This window comes from Massilia agrisoli, from assembly GCF_020831365.1.
In the GTDB taxonomy this organism is placed as follows: Bacteria; Pseudomonadota; Gammaproteobacteria; order Burkholderiales; family Burkholderiaceae_D; genus Telluria_A; species Telluria_A agrisoli.
Window position 1 is genome coordinate 39,711 of the sequence record NZ_JAJHPV010000021.1, and the last position, 16,429, is coordinate 56,139.

The 16,429-nt window shown below is 64.6% G+C and carries 10 protein-coding genes; 9 read left to right on the top strand and 1 reads right to left on the bottom strand.

Features of this window, described 5'->3' with window-relative positions:
* The first annotated feature begins 425 nt into the window (after positions 1 to 425).
* The 8 genes from astC to LMJ30_RS19045 all read left to right on the top strand — a co-directional run bounded on the left by astC (position 426) and on the right by LMJ30_RS19045 (position 13,480).
* Positions 426 to 1,676, top strand: a complete 1,251-nt coding sequence (gene astC / locus LMJ30_RS19010; RefSeq protein ID WP_229434100.1) for an acetylornithine/succinylornithine family transaminase — start codon at positions 426 to 428, stop codon at positions 1,674 to 1,676.
* 64 nt (positions 1,677 to 1,740) lie between these two features.
* Positions 1,741 to 2,772: an arginine N-succinyltransferase gene (locus LMJ30_RS19015; RefSeq protein ID WP_229434101.1), complete on the top strand. Its 1,032-nt coding sequence runs from the start codon at positions 1,741 to 1,743 to the stop codon at positions 2,770 to 2,772.
* A 13-nt stretch (positions 2,773 to 2,785) separates the two neighbouring features.
* A complete protein-coding gene (astA, locus tag LMJ30_RS19020; RefSeq protein WP_229434103.1) occupies positions 2,786 to 3,820 on the top strand; it encodes an arginine N-succinyltransferase in 1,035 nt (344 codons plus the stop codon).
* On the top strand, positions 3,813 to 5,279 hold the full coding sequence (gene astD / locus LMJ30_RS19025; protein WP_229434105.1) for a succinylglutamate-semialdehyde dehydrogenase: 1,467 nt from the start codon (positions 3,813 to 3,815) through the stop codon (positions 5,277 to 5,279). The genes astA and astD overlap by 8 nt, the downstream gene beginning before the upstream one ends.
* Positions 5,280 to 5,287: 8 nt before the next feature.
* A complete protein-coding gene (gene astB / locus LMJ30_RS19030) occupies positions 5,288 to 6,631 on the top strand; it encodes an N-succinylarginine dihydrolase (protein ID WP_229434107.1) in 1,344 nt (447 codons plus the stop codon).
* Positions 6,632 to 6,757: 126 nt separating this feature from the next.
* Positions 6,758 to 11,461, top strand: coding sequence for an NAD-glutamate dehydrogenase domain-containing protein (locus tag LMJ30_RS19035; protein ID WP_229434108.1), 4,704 nt, complete (start codon positions 6,758 to 6,760; stop codon positions 11,459 to 11,461).
* Positions 11,462 to 11,466: 5 nt separating this feature from the next.
* A complete protein-coding gene (locus LMJ30_RS19040) occupies positions 11,467 to 12,441 on the top strand; it encodes a succinylglutamate desuccinylase (RefSeq protein ID WP_229434110.1) in 975 nt (324 codons plus the stop codon).
* A gap of 181 nt (positions 12,442 to 12,622) precedes the next feature.
* Positions 12,623 to 13,480, top strand: a complete 858-nt coding sequence (locus tag LMJ30_RS19045) for a head GIN domain-containing protein (RefSeq protein ID WP_229434112.1) — start codon at positions 12,623 to 12,625, stop codon at positions 13,478 to 13,480.
* A gap of 33 nt (positions 13,481 to 13,513) precedes the next feature.
* Here the strand turns inward: LMJ30_RS19045 and LMJ30_RS19050 are convergent, their stop codons facing one another.
* On the bottom strand, positions 13,514 to 14,707 hold the full coding sequence (locus LMJ30_RS19050; protein ID WP_229434115.1) for a globin domain-containing protein: 1,194 nt from the start codon (positions 14,705 to 14,707) through the stop codon (positions 13,514 to 13,516).
* A gap of 178 nt (positions 14,708 to 14,885) precedes the next feature.
* Here LMJ30_RS19050 and LMJ30_RS19055 point away from each other — a divergent pair, with 178 nt between their 5' ends.
* A complete protein-coding gene (locus tag LMJ30_RS19055; protein ID WP_229434117.1) occupies positions 14,886 to 16,340 on the top strand; it encodes an APC family permease in 1,455 nt (484 codons plus the stop codon).
* The last annotated feature ends 89 nt before the right edge of the window (positions 16,341 to 16,429 follow it).

A 16,429-nucleotide genomic window follows, 5' to 3' on the forward strand; every position in this document is an offset into this window, starting at 1 on the left:
TCCAAATTCGGGGTCAGACCACCGGTTTTTGCAAGAAGTTTCCAAATTCGGGGTCAGACCACAGGGTTTTTGAAAGATTTCCAAAAAACCGGTGGTCTGACCCCGATTTTGCAAAAAACGGTGGTCTGACCCCGATTTTGGCAATTTTCGGGCTATTTAGTGGCAGTTTTGTATGAGCAAAAGAGTTTCCAAATTCGGGGTCAGACCACAGGGTTTTTGAAAGATTTTCAGAAACCGGTGGTCAACGTGACCCGGTCTGACCCCGATTTTGGCACTTTTTGAGCGATTTCATGGCAATTTTGTATGAGCAAAAGTGAAAATGGCTGTCGCTTGTTGAAAAGAGTTTTGTTGCTGCGTTTCCTATAATGGCGCACACGCGCCCCGCTGTTGGCCGGGCGCGACCCTTAACTTCGACGAGGAATGCCATGAACGCAAATGATGCCGGTCTTACTACACGGGCTGTGACCCGGGAAACTTTCGACGAGGTCTTGGTCCCAACGTACGCACCGGCCGCCATGGTGCCCGTGCGCGCTTCCGGACTCGATCTGTGGGACCAGGCCGGCAAGCATTACCTCGATTTCACTTCCGGTATCGCCGTGACCAGCCTGGGGCATTGCAACCCGGCCCTGGTCGATGCGCTGACCCAGCAAATGCACAAGGTCTGGCACCTGGGTAATGGCTACACCAACGAGCAGGTGCTGCGCCTGGCGCTGGCGCTGACCGAGGCTACCTTCGCCGACCGCGCTTTCTTCTGCAACTCGGGCGCCGAGGCGAACGAGGGCGCACTGAAGCTGGCGCGCAAGTATGCGCACACGAAGTTCGGCCCGCATAAGTCGCGCATCGTGTCCTGCCTGTCGTCGTTCCACGGCCGCACCCTGTTCACCGTGTCCGTCGGCGGCCAGCCGAAGTACACCGAGGGCTTCGAGCCACTGCCGCAGCAGCTGGACCACATCCCGTACAACGACATCGAAGCGGCGCGCGCAGCCATCGGCGACGATGTGTGCGCTGTGATCGTCGAGCCTATCCAGGGCGAGGGCGGCGTCATCCCGGGAAATCCTGAATACCTGAAGGCGCTGCGCGAGTTCTGCGACAAGACCGGCGCGCTGCTGATCTTCGATGAAGTGCAGTCGGGCGTTGGCCGCACCGGCGAGCTGTATGCCTACATGGGCATGGGCGTGACCCCGGACATCCTGACCAGCGCCAAGGCACTGGGCAACGGCTATCCAATCGGCGCCATGCTGACCACTAACGAGATCGCGCACCACTTCGGCGTCGGCTCGCACGGCACCACTTACGGCGGCAACCCGCTGGCTGCAACCGTGGCGCTGAACGTCATCGACACCATCAACCAGCCTGCCTTCCTGGCGCGCGTGAAAGAGGCTTCGGCCAAAATCTTCGCGAACCTCGACAAGCTGACCGCCGACTACCCGCACGTGTTCGGCAAGGTGCGCGGCAGCGGCCTGCTGATTGGCCTGCCGCTGGCCGAAGGCTTCAAGGGCCGCGCCAAGGACTTCACCAAGGCATGCGAAGCCCTCGGCCTGATGCTGCTGATCGCCGGTCCCGACGTGGTGCGCCTGGCGCCTGCGCTGATCGTCTCGGACGAGCAGATCGCCAACGCCGACCGCATCATGCGCGAGGCGATCGAGCAGATGCTCAATCCGGCGCCTGCCAAGTAATACCACCTGCCGGCGCGCCGCGTTTCGCGCAGCGCGCCGGCCTGCAAGCACTTTAGGAGTTCACATGTTTGTTGTCCGTCCGGTGGAACTTACGGATATCGCCAGCCTCGAAAAGCTGGCCGCGGTGACCATGCCAGGCGTGCACACCCTGCCGAAAACGCACGGAGAAATTGCGGCCTCGGTGGAGCGGTCGATCGCCTCCTTCGCGGCCCATGTCGACATTCCGAGCGAGGAGTCGTACATGTTCGTGCTCGAGGAGACAGCGACGGGCAGTATCGCCGGCACCGCCGCGATCCATGCGTCGGCTGGCTCCAACGGTACTTACTTCTCATTCCGTAACGATGTGATCCAGCAGGTCTCGCGCGACCTGAACATCAGCCACAGCGTGCATGCGCTGACCTTGTGCTCCGAGCTGACCGCCTATTCGCAGCTGTCCGGCTACTACATCAGCAACCGCGAACATGCGGGCGTCGAGGCGGCCCTGCTGTCGCGCGCGCGCCTGCTGTTTGCCGTGCTGGCGCCGCACCGCTTCGGCGACCGCTTCTTCGTGCCGCTGGCGGGCATCACCGACCACCGCGGCCAGTCGCCGTTCTGGGATGCGCTGGGCCGCAAATTCTTCAAGATGGATTTCCTCGACGCCGAGCGCGTCATCGGCGGCGCCCGCAACCGCACGCTGATCGTCGAGCTGATGCCGCACTATCCGGTGTACGTGCCGCTGCTGCCGGGCGACGCGCAAGCGGCGATGGGCCAGATCCATCCGGACGGCGAGCTGGCTTTCGGCCTGCTGACCGAGGAGGGCTTCGAGGCCGACGACTACATCGATATCTTCGACGGCGGTCCGATCCTGCAGGCCCACAAGAACTCGCTGCGCACCTTCGGCGCATCGATGGTGCGCCGCGTGGCCGAAGCCGAACCCGGCGCCGCCAGCGATGTCATGGTGAACTACGCCGTGGCCGCCAGCAACGAGCAGAATTTCCGCGCCATCACCGTGGCTTGTCCGTCGGCCGAAGCACTCGATTCGATCTTGCTGCCGGCTTCCGCACTCGCGGAGTTGATGGTCGAGCCGGGCGACAACGTCATTTGCGTCAGAATCTGAGTGAGATAAACCTATGCTAGTAGTGCGCGCAATTACCGCCGACGACCTCGAAGCCTTGCTCGATATGGCGGGCCAGGTCGGCAGCGGCATGACGACCCTCAAGCCGGACCGCAAGATGCTGGGCGACCGCGTCAGCATCGCCGTGCAGTCCTTCGCCGAGACCATCGCGCCTGAAAAGCGCGACTACATGTTTGTCATGGAGGACACCAGCAACGGCCGCATGGCCGGAATCTGCGCCATCAAGGGCGCGGTTGGCCTGGACGAGCCTTTCTATAACTACCGCATCGGCACGCTGGTGCATTCGAGCCGCGAGCTCGATGTGTTCACGCGCATGGAGACGCTGTACCTGTCGAACGACCTGACCGGCTCCACCGAACTATGCTCGCTGTTCCTGCATCCGGACTACCGCGTCGGTAACAACGGCAAATGGCTCTCAAAGAGCCGCTTCCTGTTCATCGCCCAGTTCCCGCACCTGTTCACCGAAAAGCTGATCGCCGAGATGCGCGGCTACCAGGAAGAAGATGGCCGCTCGCCGTTCTACGAGGGCCTTGGCCGCCACTTCTTCAAGATGGACTTCAACCACGTCGACAACCTGACGGCGCTGGGCAAGAAGTCCTTCATCGCCGAGCTGATGCCGCGCCAGCCGCTGTATGTCGATTACCTGCCCGACGATGCGCGCGAGGTGATCGGCAAGGTGCACACGTCCACCGCCCCGGCGCGCAGGCTGCTGGAGCAGGAGGGCATGCATTACGAGGGTTATGTCGACATCTTCGACGCCGGCCCGGTGCTGCAGGCGCGCGTGTCCGAACTGCGCGCCATGCGCGACAGTATCGTGGTCACCGCGGACGTGGCCGCACTGCCGGCGCCCGGCGAGCCGACCCTGGTGTCGAACACCACGCTGCATGATTTTCGGATGATCGTGGCAAGCGCCGCGCCGGCCCAGGGCGCCATCGCCCTGTCGCCCGACGAGCTGGCGCTGCTGCACTGCCAAGGCGGCGACCAGGTTCGCACGCTGTCACTCAATGTAAGGAAGAACGCACATGTCTAACCTGAGCAACTACATCAACGGCGAGTGGGAAGCCGGCAGCGGCGCTGATCTCGCAACCATCGATCCGGCCAGCGGCCGCCAGACCTGGACCAGCAAGGAGTCGACGCCCGACGACGTGGCGCGCGCGGTAAAGGCCGCACGCGGCGCGTTCGACAGCTGGGCCATGGCGCCGCTCGATGAGCGCATCGCCGTGTGCACCCGTTTCCGCGACCTGCTGAAGGAAAACGCCGAGGACTTGGCGAAGACCATCGCGGAAGAAGTGGGCAAGCCGATGTGGGAAGCGCGCACCGAGGTGACGACCATGGCCAACAAGGTCGATATCTCGGTCCAGGCCTACGGCGCGCGCACCGGCGAGGTGGCCGCCAAGGTCGCCGACGGCAATGCAGTGCTGCGCCACCGCCCGCATGGCGTGTTCGGCGTGTTCGGTCCGTATAACTTCCCGGGACACCTACCCAACGGCCATATCGTGCCTGCGCTTATCGCTGGTAACACGGTGGTGTTCAAGCCGAGCGAGTACGCGCCGCGCACGGCCGTCAAGACCGTGCAGCTGTGGGAAAAGGCCGGCCTGCCGAAGGGCGTGATCAACCTGGTCAACGGTGGCCGAAATACCGGTGTCGCGCTCGGCCAGGCCGATGTCGATGGCGTGCTGTTCACCGGCAGCTGCCAGACCGGCGTCGCGCTGCACAAGCAGTTCGGCGGCCAGCCAGGCAAGATGCTGGCGCTGGAAATGGGCGGTAACAATCCACTGGTGGTGTGGGATGTGAAGGATGTCGACGCGGCCGTGCATCACGCCGTGATGTCGGCATTTATCTCGGCCGGCCAGCGCTGCACTTGCGCGCGCCGGCTGGTGGTGCAGGATTCGCCTGCCGGCGAGGCGTTCATCAAGCGCCTGGTGGAAGTGGCCGGCAAGCTGACCGTCGGCGCGCCGGATGCCGACCCGCAGCCGTTCATGGGCCCTGTGGTGTCGAGCGCGGTGGCGGCCCGCCTGGTGCAGGCGCAGGCCGATATGGCCGCCAAGGGCGGCACCGTGCTGCTGCAAATGAAGCAGCTCGACCCAAATGCCGGTTTCGTCACCGCTGGTATCGTCGACGTGACCAATGCACAAGGCATTCCTGACGAAGAGTGGTTCGGGCCACTGCTGCAGGTCGTGCGCGTCAAGGACTTCGACAGCGCCATCAAGGTCGCCAACGCCACCGAATTCGGCCTGGCCGCCGCGCTGCTGTCGAACGACGAATCCCTGTGGAAGCAGTTCTCGGTCAAGGCACGCGCCGGCATCGTCAACTGGAACCGCCCGACCACGGGCGCAGCCAGCAGCGCGCCATTTGGCGGTGTCGGCAAGTCCGGCAACCATCGCCCAAGCGCTTACTACGCCGCAGACTACTGCGCTTATCCGGTCGCGTCGATCGAGACCGACGAACTGGCGCTGCCAGCCAAGCTGTCGCCTGGCCTGGCCATCTAGGATCACTTATGCAACCAGCACGCGAATTCAACTTCGACGGCCTCGTAGGGCCGTCGCACAACTACGCCGGACTCTCTTTCGGCAACGTCGCCTCGTTCAGCAACGTCAAGAGCGCGTCGAACCCGAGGGAGGCCGCGCTGCAGGGCCTGGCCAAGATGCGCGCGCTGGCCGCGCGCGGCTTCGCGCAGGCGGTCATGCCGCCGCAGGCGCGCCCGAACTTCCGCCTCCTGCGTTCGATCGGCTTTACCGGCACCGACGCCGACGTGCTGGCGCGCGCTTACCGCGAGTCGCCGGTGATCCTGGCCTGCGCGTATTCGGCGTCGCCAATGTGGACCGCCAACGCGGCCACCGTCAGCCCGTCGGCTGACACACTTGATGGGCGCGTGCACTTCACCGCCGCGAACCTGAACAACAAGCTGCACCGCGCGATGGAGCACGAGCAGGCCTGCCGCACGCTGCGCGCCATCTTCTCAGACGCCGGGCACTTTGCAGTGCATGACGCGCTGCCATCGACGCCGGCGTTCGGCGACGAAGGCGCGGCCAACCATACCCGCTTCGCAGCCCGCCATGGCGAGCGCGGCGTCGAGCTGTTTGTGTACGGCCGCGTCGAGTTCGACCCGTCCGCGCCAGCCCCGAAAAAATACCCGGCCCGCCAGACGCTGGAAGCATCGCAGGCCATCGCGCGCCTGCATGGCCTGCATGCCGAGCGCACCGTGTTCGCGTCGCAGAACCCGGACGTGATCGACCAGGGCGTGTTCCACAATGACGTGATCGCGGTCGGTAACGGCAATGTGCTGTTCTATCACGAGCAGGCCTTCGCGGACGAAGCCGCCGTGCTGGCCCAGCTGCGCGCCGCAATGGCCGGCGTGGGCGCAGAATTGCATGCTGTGCGCGTCGATACCGGCCTCGTGTCGGTCGCCGATGCGGTATCGAGCTACCTGTTCAACAGCCAACTGTTGTCAAAACCCGACGGTTCGATGGCGCTGGTGGTGCCGCACGAATGCGCGGAAAACGAAGCGGTGTCGCGCTACCTGCAAGCGCTGGTCGCGGGCGCCGGCCCGGTCAATGAACTGATCGACTTCGACCTGCGCCAGAGCATGCGCAACGGCGGCGGCCCGGCATGCCTGCGCCTGCGCGTGGCGCTGACGGACGCCGAAGCGGCGGCGATGCACCAGGGCGTGGTGATGACCGAGGCGCTTTACGCAAGCCTGGTGGCGTGGGTCGGGAAACACTACCGCGACCGGATCGAGCCGAAAGACCTGGCCGACCCGCAGCTGGCCATCGAATGCAGCACTGCGCTGCAGGATCTTGAACGCATTTTGGGGCTGCCCGGCCTGTACGACCTGGCGTAGAATGCTGGGTTGCTTTGAGGAACTAATTTTTGGACGGGCCAACCCCGTCTTTCTATCGATCGCGCGAGCACGGCCACAAGCAGGTGCAAACGCGAGGCACTACACAACAAGCATTGGAGAAGCAAGATGAAGAACATGCCACAAAACGTGCGTGCGCAAACGCTGGCACTGGTCAACGCAAGCAAGCCGGCTGCAGACAGCAGCCAGGTCGAAGCCCTGATCGGCGCCTGGCTGGCGTCGCTGGACGACGAAGACCTGGCAGGCACGTCGCCCGACAGCCTCGCGCCAGTGCTGTGGGACGGTTTTTTCCAGGCCGCGCGCCGCGCCTCGCATGGCTGCCAGATCGCCCAGCTGCGTTACGCGGACGGCCGCGGCGGCATGGCGAGCGCCTTGCTTATCCTGAATGACGACATGCCTTACCTCGTCGATTCGATCGTCATGGCCCTGCGCAAGCAGAAGGTCCAGGCGACCGGCGTGATGAACGCCGTGCTCGCTGTGCGCCGCGATGCGAACGGCCAGGCAGTCGCTGTCGGCGAAGCCGGCGCGCCGCTCGAATCGTATGTGCTTTGCCTGCTGGCTGAAGACCTCGCCGCGGATGAACTGAGCGCCCTCGTCGAGCGCCTGCAGATGGTGGCGCGCGACGCCGCCGTGGTACGCCGCGACGCGGTGGCGATGGCCGACCGCCTGACCGCCGTCGCCGCGCAAGCCGCGCAGCAGGGCCCGGCCGGCCAGGAAGTCGCTGCCTTCCTCGAATGGGCCAAGAACGAAGGCTTCGAGCCGTTCGGCTACGCCTACTACGTCGCCAAGCCTGGCGTGCGCGAACTTGAGCGCGACATCCCAAGCCGCATGGGCGTGCTGCAGGATACTTCGCACCCGGTCTACGGCACCTGCCTGGCCAACATCCCGGGCGACTTTGAGACCCTGTCGAACCGTCCCGACGCGCTGTCGATCGTCAAGGCCGACGTCGAAGGCACGCTGCACCGCGACCAGCCGCTGGATTTCATCGGCGTGCGCCACACCGACGCGCAGGGCGCGATCCTCGGCGAGCACTGCTTCGTCGGCCTGTTCACCCGCGCCGCCACCTCGACCCCGCTGGCGCGCCTGCCGTTCGCGCGTGGCCGCGTGGCCAAGGTGCTGTCGCTCGCTGGCGTGCGCCAGGAAGGCTTCCGCGCAGAGAAGTTCATCGAGATCCTCGAATCGCTGCCGCGCACCGAAGCGCTGGAAGCCGATCCTGAATGGCTGGCGCAGGTATGCAGCTCGGTCGTTTCCTTGTACAAGCAGCCGCGCGCAAAGATCTTCGCCCGCCGCGACGTCTATGCGCGCCACCTGAACGTGCTGGTTTATATGCCGCGCGAGCGCTATAGCGCCGCCATCGTCCAGAGCCTGGCCCAGGCGCTGAAGGAAAGCTCGGGCGCGACCGACGTGCGCCCGCAGGCCCTGGTGGCCGACGGCCCGCTGGCCCGCGTCTACCTGATCGCACACGCCGCGCGCAATCCGCTCGACCTCGAAAGCGACATACAGCAGCCGCTGATGTCGATCCTGGAAGGCTGGCATGACAAGTTCGCCGCGCTGACCGACAGCGTTCCTGACGTTGCGGCCCGCACCACCTTGCGCAAGATGTGCTCGACCCTGCCGGTCAACTACGTGACCGCCACCGCGCCTGAAGTCGCGTTCCGCGACCTCGAAGCGATCCTGGCCAACGGCAGCGAAGGCATCGAAGTGCGTATCGACGCCGAAGACGCCGACAGCGCCACGGTGCGCCTGTACTCCATCGAGAACGTGCCGTCGCTGTCGCGCATCCTGCCGGCCCTGCAGAACGCAGGCGTATCGATCGACCGCGAACAGACCTATTCGATCGCCTCGATCGACGGCGCGCGCCGTTTCGTCACCAGCCTGTCGGTTGACGCGGAAAGCGCGGCCAAGCTGGCGCGCCCGAACATCGTGCCGGTCGCCGAAGAACTGTTCACTGCGCTGTTCAACGACGAAGCGGAAGACGGCCGCCTGAACGGCCTGGTCATCGAGGGCGGCCTGTCGACCCGCGAAGTCCAGCTGGTGCGCGCTTACATCAGCTACTGGCGCCAGACCGGCAGCAAGTTTACCGTCCGCTACATGGCCGACACCCTGCGCCGCCAGCCAGGGCTGGTCAAGGAGCTGGTTGACGGCTTCCTGCAGCGCTTCAACCCTGCGCTGCCTGAAGCGGAACGCGCGGCAGGCACCGAGAAGGTCAAGTCGATCAAGTCGCGCCTGGCAACCGTGAACCACGCCGACACCGAAGAAATCCTGGCCGCGCTGGTGGACCTGGTGCTGGCCACCGTCCGCACCAGCTACTTCCAGAACGAACAGAAGGGCGACAAGATCATCTTCAAGTTCGACACCAGCAACCTGGCGCTGGCGCCGGAACCGCGCCCGTACCGCGAGATCTTCGTGTTCTCGCGCCGCTTCGAGGGCGTGCACCTGCGCGGCGGCCCTGTCGCCCGCGGCGGCCTGCGCTGGTCGGACCGCATGGAAGACTACCGCACCGAAGTGCTTGGCCTGGTCAAGGCGCAGATGGTGAAGAACGCCGTGATCGTGCCGGCCGGCTCGAAGGGCGGTTTCGTCTGCAAGCAGATGCCGAAAGATGCAGTGCGCGAGACCATCGCCGCTGAAGGCGAAGCAGTCTACCGCCTGTTCATCTCCAGCCTGCTGGAAGTGACCGACAACCGCGTGCGCGGCGCCATCGTGCCGCCAAGCGACACCGTGCGCTACGACCAGGACGACCCGTACCTGGTGGTCGCGGCCGACAAGGGCACCGCTACCTTCTCCGACATCGCCAACAGCATCGCGGTCAAGCGCGGCTTCTGGCTGGGCGACGCGTTTGCGTCGGGCGGCTCGAACGGCTACGACCACAAGAAGATGGGCATTACCGCCAAGGGCGCGTTCGAAGCGGTCAAGCGCCACTTCTACGAGATGGACCACGACATGGAAACCACCCCGATCACCATGGTCGGCGTGGGTGACATGTCGGGTGACGTGTTCGGCAACGGCGTGCTGCTGTCGCGCCAGCTCAAGCTGCTGGCCGCGTTCGACCACCGCCACATCTTCCTCGACCCTGCACCGGATGTCGTCAGCTCGTTCGCAGAACGCGCGCGCATGTTCGCGCTGCCACGCTCGTCGTGGGAAGACTATGACAAGGGCCTGATCTCGGAAGGCGGCGGCGTGTTCCCGCGCAGCGCCCGTTCGATCGAACTGTCGCCGCAGGTGCGCGCAGCCCTCGACATCGCCGAGACCTCGCTGTCGCCTGAAGAACTGATGCACCGTATCCTGCTGGCGCCTGTGGACCTGTTCTACAACGGCGGTATCGGTACCTACATCAAGTCGTCGACCGAAACCCACGCACAGGTCAAGGACCGCGCAAACGACAATATCCGCGTCGATGGCAACCAGCTGCGTTGCAAGGTCGTGGCCGAAGGCGGCAACCTGGGCGCAACCCAGGCCGGCCGTATCGAATTCGCCCTGGCAGGCGGGCGCATCTTCACCGACGCGATCGACAATTCGGCCGGCGTGGATTGCTCCGACCACGAAGTCAACGTCAAGATCTGGCTCGACACCGAAGTCAATGCAGGCGAACTGCCTGAAGCGGACCGCAACCGCATCCTGAACGAAATGACCGGCGAGATCGAACGCCTGGTCCTGCGCGACAACACGCAGCAGACGCACCTGCTGACCCGCGAAGGCCAGGCGCAGGGCGATGCCCACGTGGTCGACGGCTATGCGTCGCTGATCACCAGCCTGGAAAAAGAGGGCGCGCTGTCGCGCGACCTGGAGCAGCTGCCGACCGACGCTGAACTGCAGCGCCGCAAGGCCAGCGGCCGCGGCCTGACCGCGCCGGAACTGGCAGTGGTTATCGCCAACGTGAAGAACCGCTTCAAGCGCACCTTGCTGGCGTTGCCGCTGACCGACGAGCCATGGGCGGCGACTGTCCTCAAGCCTTACTTCCCGGCGCAGCTGGTGGCAACCCGCGATCCGCTGGCGCACCCGCTGGCCAATGCGATCCTGGCAACCGTGCTGGCCAACGAAGCGGTCAACCGCTGCGGCCCGCTGATGCTGCGCGACCTGGCGGCGGAACATGGCGTCGACGAGACCGAAGTGGTCAAGGCGTGGGGCCAGGCATGGTCGGCGCTCCAGCTGGCGCCGGTGTTCAACGCACTTGACGCCGATGCGCTCAAGGTGCCGCGCGCTGTATCGATGAAGGTCGATGCGCGCACCCGCGTGCTGTTCAAGGCGCTGCTCGACGGCGTGCTGTCGGTGAACGGCGGCGCCCACGCCGGCGGCATGGCCGAACTGGCGCAGCTGTTCGCGCAGCCGGACACGGTCAAGAGCCTCACTCCTGCGCATACCGATGCGGACAGCCACCCAGGCTTGTCGGCCTCGTTTGCACAGGCGTGGAAGGCGGTCGATGCGATCGAATCGGTGTCGAGCTTCCTGTTCGCGGCGGTCGCGGTACGGCGTCCTGCAGGCATGTCGCTTGCGCAGTTCCTGCAAGTGGGCATGGCGCTGCGCGCCCGTGCCGGCATCGACACGCTGGAGCGCGGCCTGAAGCTGACCGCGCAGAGCAAGTCGCAGGAGCAACTGCGCAACTACGCAACGCAGGCCCTGCGCCGCACGCAGCAGCGTTTGCTGGAGCAGGTGCTGGCCCGCGCGAACAGCGGCGCCTCGCCGCACGACGCGGTCGAAGCGGTTGCCAGCCAGCTGGCGCTGACCGGTTTCGAACAGCCGGCCGACCTTGAGCAGGCAATGCTCGATGTCTGGTCGCTGTCGGAATCGACCAGCCCGTCGGCCAAGGCAGCTTAAGCGGCATGGCGCTTGCTGAAGCCGTCCGCGCCCTCGCCGAAGCTGATCTCGGCGGCGTGGCGCAGCGTTTCCGTGATGCCGGCTTTGCGGTAGCGCTGCCGGCGCGCGGAATCATGACCATTCGGTCTGCTGGCGGTCCGCGCGCAAGCGTGGTGCTGTCGGTTGGCGTGCATGGTGACGAGACCGGGCCGATCGAGGTGGTCGCCCACGTGCTTGACGCCTTGTCGCACGCGCCGGCTGAACTGGCGGTGGACCTGATGGTTTGCGTCGGTAACGTGGATGCCATCGCGGCGGGCAAGCGTTTTATCGACGCTGACCTGAACCGGATGTTCCGTCCGGTGCGGGGCTCGCTGGCCGATGCGGCGGAGGCTGCGCGCGCCGATACGATGATCAAGGCTACCGCAGACTTCTTCGCTGGCGCTGGCCCGGTGCGCTGGCACCTGGACCTGCATACGGCGATCCGTCCGTCGGTGTACCCGACTTTCGCCATCGTGCCTGACCTGATTGCCGATGAGGGCAAGGCGGCGCTGGTGGCGTGGCTGGGGCAGGCTGCCATCGGGGCGATCATCATGAATCCGAGTTCGGCCGGCACCTACAGCTACTACTCGGCCGAGCATCACGGTGCGGCGGCAAGCACCGTGGAGCTGGGGCGCGTTGGCGTGCTGGGACAGAATGATCTGGCGCAGTTCGCGGACGTGCAGACGGCGCTGGAAGGCCTGCTGCGCGGCGCTCCGCCAAAGCCGGCACGGACCGAACCGCATGTCTTCAAGGTGGCGCAGGAAGTGATCAAGCTGACTGACGGCTTCCGCATGGCGTTTGACCGCACGACGCAAAACTTCACCGCGCTGCGCCAGGGCGAGGTGATCGCCACCGACGGCGATACCGTCTATACGGTGAAGCATGCCGAGGAGCTGGTGGTATTTCCAAATCCGGACGTTCGCGCCGGGTTGCGTGCGGGCCTGATGGTGGTCCGTATCTAGTCACGTTCGGCGGGTGCGCTGCGCTTACCCGCCCTACGTGAGAACTGTGGTTCGCAGCGCGCCCGCCACACGCGGCTTTGCAGCCTGTTCCGCGTTTTGTGCAGTTCGTCGCACCGCGGTTCTTCCCCACGGATGCTTTTGTTAAGGTTGAATCCTCAACCAACAACAATAAGGTCCGACCATGCGTACACTCCTGTCCCTCGCCTGCGTAGCCGCCCTGGCTGGCTGCGCCATCATCGTCACCCCGGACCACGACGTCCAGATGCATTCCGTCTTTAGCGGCGATGGCGTGGCCGGCGATGGCCGCGTCGCCAGCGAGCAGCGGCCGGTGGCGAACCTGGCCGGCCTCGATGTCAGCGGCCCGATGCAGGTTGACGTGCGCGTCGGCGGCAAGCCTGGCTTGCAGGTCGAGGCAGAGAGCAACCTGCTGCCGATGATCCGTTCGGACGTGTCGGGCGACACGATGCGGATCTGGATCGACGGGAAAATCAAGCCGTCGCAGCCTATCCGCATCAGCTACAGCGCGCCGCAACTGAGCCACCTGCGCGCCACCGGGTCGGGCCGCCTTGACGTCAGCGGCCTGAATGGCGCGCCGCTTACCTTCGTCAAGACCGGTTCGGGCAAGTCTGTTTTGTCTGGCAATGTGGGCAGCTTCGACGTACGCAGCACCGGCTCGGGCACCATCGATGCGCTTGGCCTGCGCAGCACCGGCGCCAACGCCAACCTGACCGGGTCCGGGCGCATCATGCTGGGCCAGGTCCACGGCGACCAGCTTAACGCCCATGTGCGCGGATCGGGCGACATCGAAGCGGCCGGCGCGGTGCAGGCGCTCAACGCGAGCGTGCATGGCTCGGGCGATGTGCACCTGTCGCGCCTGACCGCGCAGCGCGCCGACCTGTCCACCAATGGTTCGGGCGACATCTCGGCGCTGGTCAAGCAGTCGCTGGTTGCCAACGGCAACGGCTCGGGGCGCATCACCGTGCATGGCAACCCTCACCAGCGTAACGTCAGCGGCAAGCATATCGACGTGCTGAACTAAAAAAGATGACGGCCATCGCGGCCGCCATGTGTGTTACAGCAGGTGGTCGAGCAGGTCAGGCCCGAACACCTCGCGGTGCAGGCGCGTCACGGGCACGCCTGCGCCAACCAGCCCAAGCCACTGTTCTTTCATGAACGCCAGCGGCCCGCACATGAAGACATTGGTTTCACTGCGCGGCCACGCTGGCAGCTGGCTGGCCTGCATGCGGCCGGCCTTCGCGTCCACAGCTTCCCCAACCGTTTCATAGAACGTCACGACCTGCAGGTTTGGCATGGCCGCTTTGGCCATCGCCAGGTCAAGCTTGTGCGGATGGTGCGCCGCATCGCGCGCGGCGAAGCCGAAGATCACGCGGCGCTGCGGGTTAATGCTGGCGATGCGGTTCAGCGCCGCGATCATTGGCGTGATGCCGACGCCGGCCGACAGCAGCACGACCGGCTCGTTCGATTCTGTGTCAGGCGCGAAATCGCCAAACGGGTGCGACACCTGCAGCACGCTGCCTTCCTTGACGTTCGCATGGATCCAGTTCGATACCTGGCCCGCAGCCGCTGCGCCGGCGCCGTCCTCGCGCTTGACCGAGATGCGCAAGGTCGCGCCATCCGGGGCGTCGGACAGGCTGTACTGGCGCGTCTGCTGGTAGCCAGGCTCCAGGTCGACCGTCACGCTGACATACTGGCCGGCTTTGAACGGCGGCACGGCGCCGCCGTCGGCTGGCGCCATGCGTACCGAAACCACGTCGTCGCTTTCGCGGGTGACCTTGGTGACGTGCATCGGGCGGGTCTGTCCCGGTTCCACGCTGGCGCTGGCGTACAGATCTTTTTCAGCCTGGATGAACAGGTTGGCAAGCGAGTTGTATGCCTCTTCCCACGCTGCCAGCAGGGGCGGGGTGGCAGCGTCGCCCAGGGTTTCGGCGATCGCGCCCAGCAGGTGGCGGCCGACGATCGGGTAGTGCTCGGCGCGGATGCCGACCGAGACGTGCTTGTGGACGATGCGGTTGACCACCGGGCCGAGCGCGTCCGGATTGCCGATGTTGGCGGCATAGGCGAAGACGGCCGATGCGAGCGACTGCTGCTGCGCACCGTTGGCCTGGTTGCCCATGTTGAACAGGTTGGTCAGCTCCGGCAGTTCGGCGAACATGTTGCGGTAGAAGGTGGTGGTGACGGCCAGGCCATGCTCGCGCAGGACCGGGACGCTGGCATCGATGTAAGGGCGGGAAGCTTCAGAAATCATGTGTTTTATCCAATGTTAGAGAGGGGAGCGGGGACGCTTGGGGTCGATGTCCGCTATTTTACCAAAACAAGTAAATGAAATGAATGTTTACCTTTGGCTCTGGTGAAAGATGTGTATTGGTAAATTCGATATGCCCCTATAATCGCTAGAATTTTTTAGAGCGCGAAAAGGGACTGACGTGAATCAATCATTGGGCCAGAAGCTGTTGCGAACCAAGCGGGTAGACCGAACGGCCGATGGCGCCGGCGGACTGGCGCAGACGATGGGCTTATTCCCGTTGACCATGATTGGCGTCGGCGCCACCATCGGCACCGGTATTTTCTTCACGATGGTCGAAGCCGTCCCCAAGGCCGGGCCGTCGGTCATCCTGTCCTTCCTTATCGCCGCGATTACCGCCGGCCTGACCGCGCTGTGCTACGCCGAGCTGGCGTTCCGCATTCCGGCCTCCGGATCGTCCTATTCGTTTGCCTACGCGTCGGTGGGCGAGTTCGCCGCCTTCATCATGGCGGCCTGCCTGCTGCTTGAATACGGCTTGGCCGCCAGCGCCACCGCAATCGGCTGGTCGTCCTACCTGAATAACTTCCTCGATAACGCGTTTGGCTGGCAGATACCCGAGATGCTACGAACGCCGATGATCGTGTCAGGGCCGAACGGCGTGGAATTCAATGTTGGCCATATCAACCTGCCGCCGATCCTGCTGGTGATCATGTGCGGCATCATGCTGGTCCGCGGCACGCGCGAGTCGGCCACCACCAATGCGGTCATGGTGCTGATCAAGCTGGCGATCCTGGTGTTCTTCGTGGTGATCGCTTTCTCGGGCTTCGACAGCGCCAACTTCACGCCGTTCTTCAACACGGACAACAGCAAGGGTTTCGCGGGCATGGCGGGCGTGACGGCTGCCGCGGGCACGGTGTTCTTCTCCTTTATCGGCCTCGATACGGTTGCCACCGCGGGTGAGGAGGTCAAGGACCCAAGCCGCACAGTACCGATGGGTATTTTGCTGGCACTCGGTATTGTCACGGTGTTCTACCTGCTGGTGGCGCTGGCCGCGGTCGGCGCGCAGCCTGCCCACATGTTCGCGCACCAGGAAGCCGGCCTTGCCGTCATCTTGCAGAACGTGACCGGCCAGAGCTGGCCTGCGCTGGTGTTGTCGGCCGGCGCGGTGATTTCGGTGTTCAGCGTGACCCTGGTGACGATTTATGGCCAGACGCGCATTTTGTACGCGATCAGCCGTGATGGACTGATTCCGAAGACCTTCCAGAAGCTCAGCGTGCGTACCGCGGCGCCGGTCAGCAACACGATTATTGTCTGCATCGTGGTTGGCCTGGTGGCGGGGCTGGTCGATTCGACCTTCCTGTGGGATATGGTCAGCATGGGGACGCTGACGGCGTTCATCGTTGTGTCGATTGCGGTGCCGGTGATGCGCAAGCGCGCAGGCGAGAACACGGGCAAGGGTTTCCGCGTACCGTTCGGGCCTTACCTGATTCCGGGGATGTCGATCTTCGCCTGCCTGTATATCATCAAGGACTTGTCGAAGACGACCTTCACGACGTTTGCGATCTGGATGGCGGTGGCGGTGCTGACCTACTTTGCGTACGGGATTAGGAACTCCAAGCTGAACGGCAAGGGCTGAGGTGTAGCTAGTCGTAGGGCGGACGAGCGAAGCGTCATCCGCCGATTTGCGTCAACGCGACGCTGATTCGGCGGATGACGCACTTCGTG

Excerpts from the sequence above, each read along its gene's own strand:
- astC (WP_229434100.1), top strand. The coding sequence starts at position 426 with ATGAACGCAAATGATGCCGGTCTTACTACACGGGCTGTGACCCGGGAA.
- LMJ30_RS19015 (WP_229434101.1), top strand. The coding sequence starts at position 1,741 with ATGTTTGTTGTCCGTCCGGTGGAACTTACGGATATCGCCAGCCTCGAA.
- astA (WP_229434103.1), top strand. The coding sequence starts at position 2,786 with ATGCTAGTAGTGCGCGCAATTACCGCCGACGACCTCGAAGCCTTGCTC.
- astD (WP_229434105.1), top strand. The coding sequence starts at position 3,813 with ATGTCTAACCTGAGCAACTACATCAACGGCGAGTGGGAAGCCGGCAGC.
- astB (WP_229434107.1), top strand. The coding sequence starts at position 5,288 with ATGCAACCAGCACGCGAATTCAACTTCGACGGCCTCGTAGGGCCGTCG.
- LMJ30_RS19035 (WP_229434108.1), top strand. The coding sequence starts at position 6,758 with ATGAAGAACATGCCACAAAACGTGCGTGCGCAAACGCTGGCACTGGTC.
- LMJ30_RS19040 (WP_229434110.1), top strand. The coding sequence starts at position 11,467 with ATGGCGCTTGCTGAAGCCGTCCGCGCCCTCGCCGAAGCTGATCTCGGC.
- LMJ30_RS19045 (WP_229434112.1), top strand. The coding sequence starts at position 12,623 with ATGCGTACACTCCTGTCCCTCGCCTGCGTAGCCGCCCTGGCTGGCTGC.
- LMJ30_RS19050 (WP_229434115.1), bottom strand. The coding sequence starts at position 14,707 with ATGATTTCTGAAGCTTCCCGCCCTTACATCGATGCCAGCGTCCCGGTC.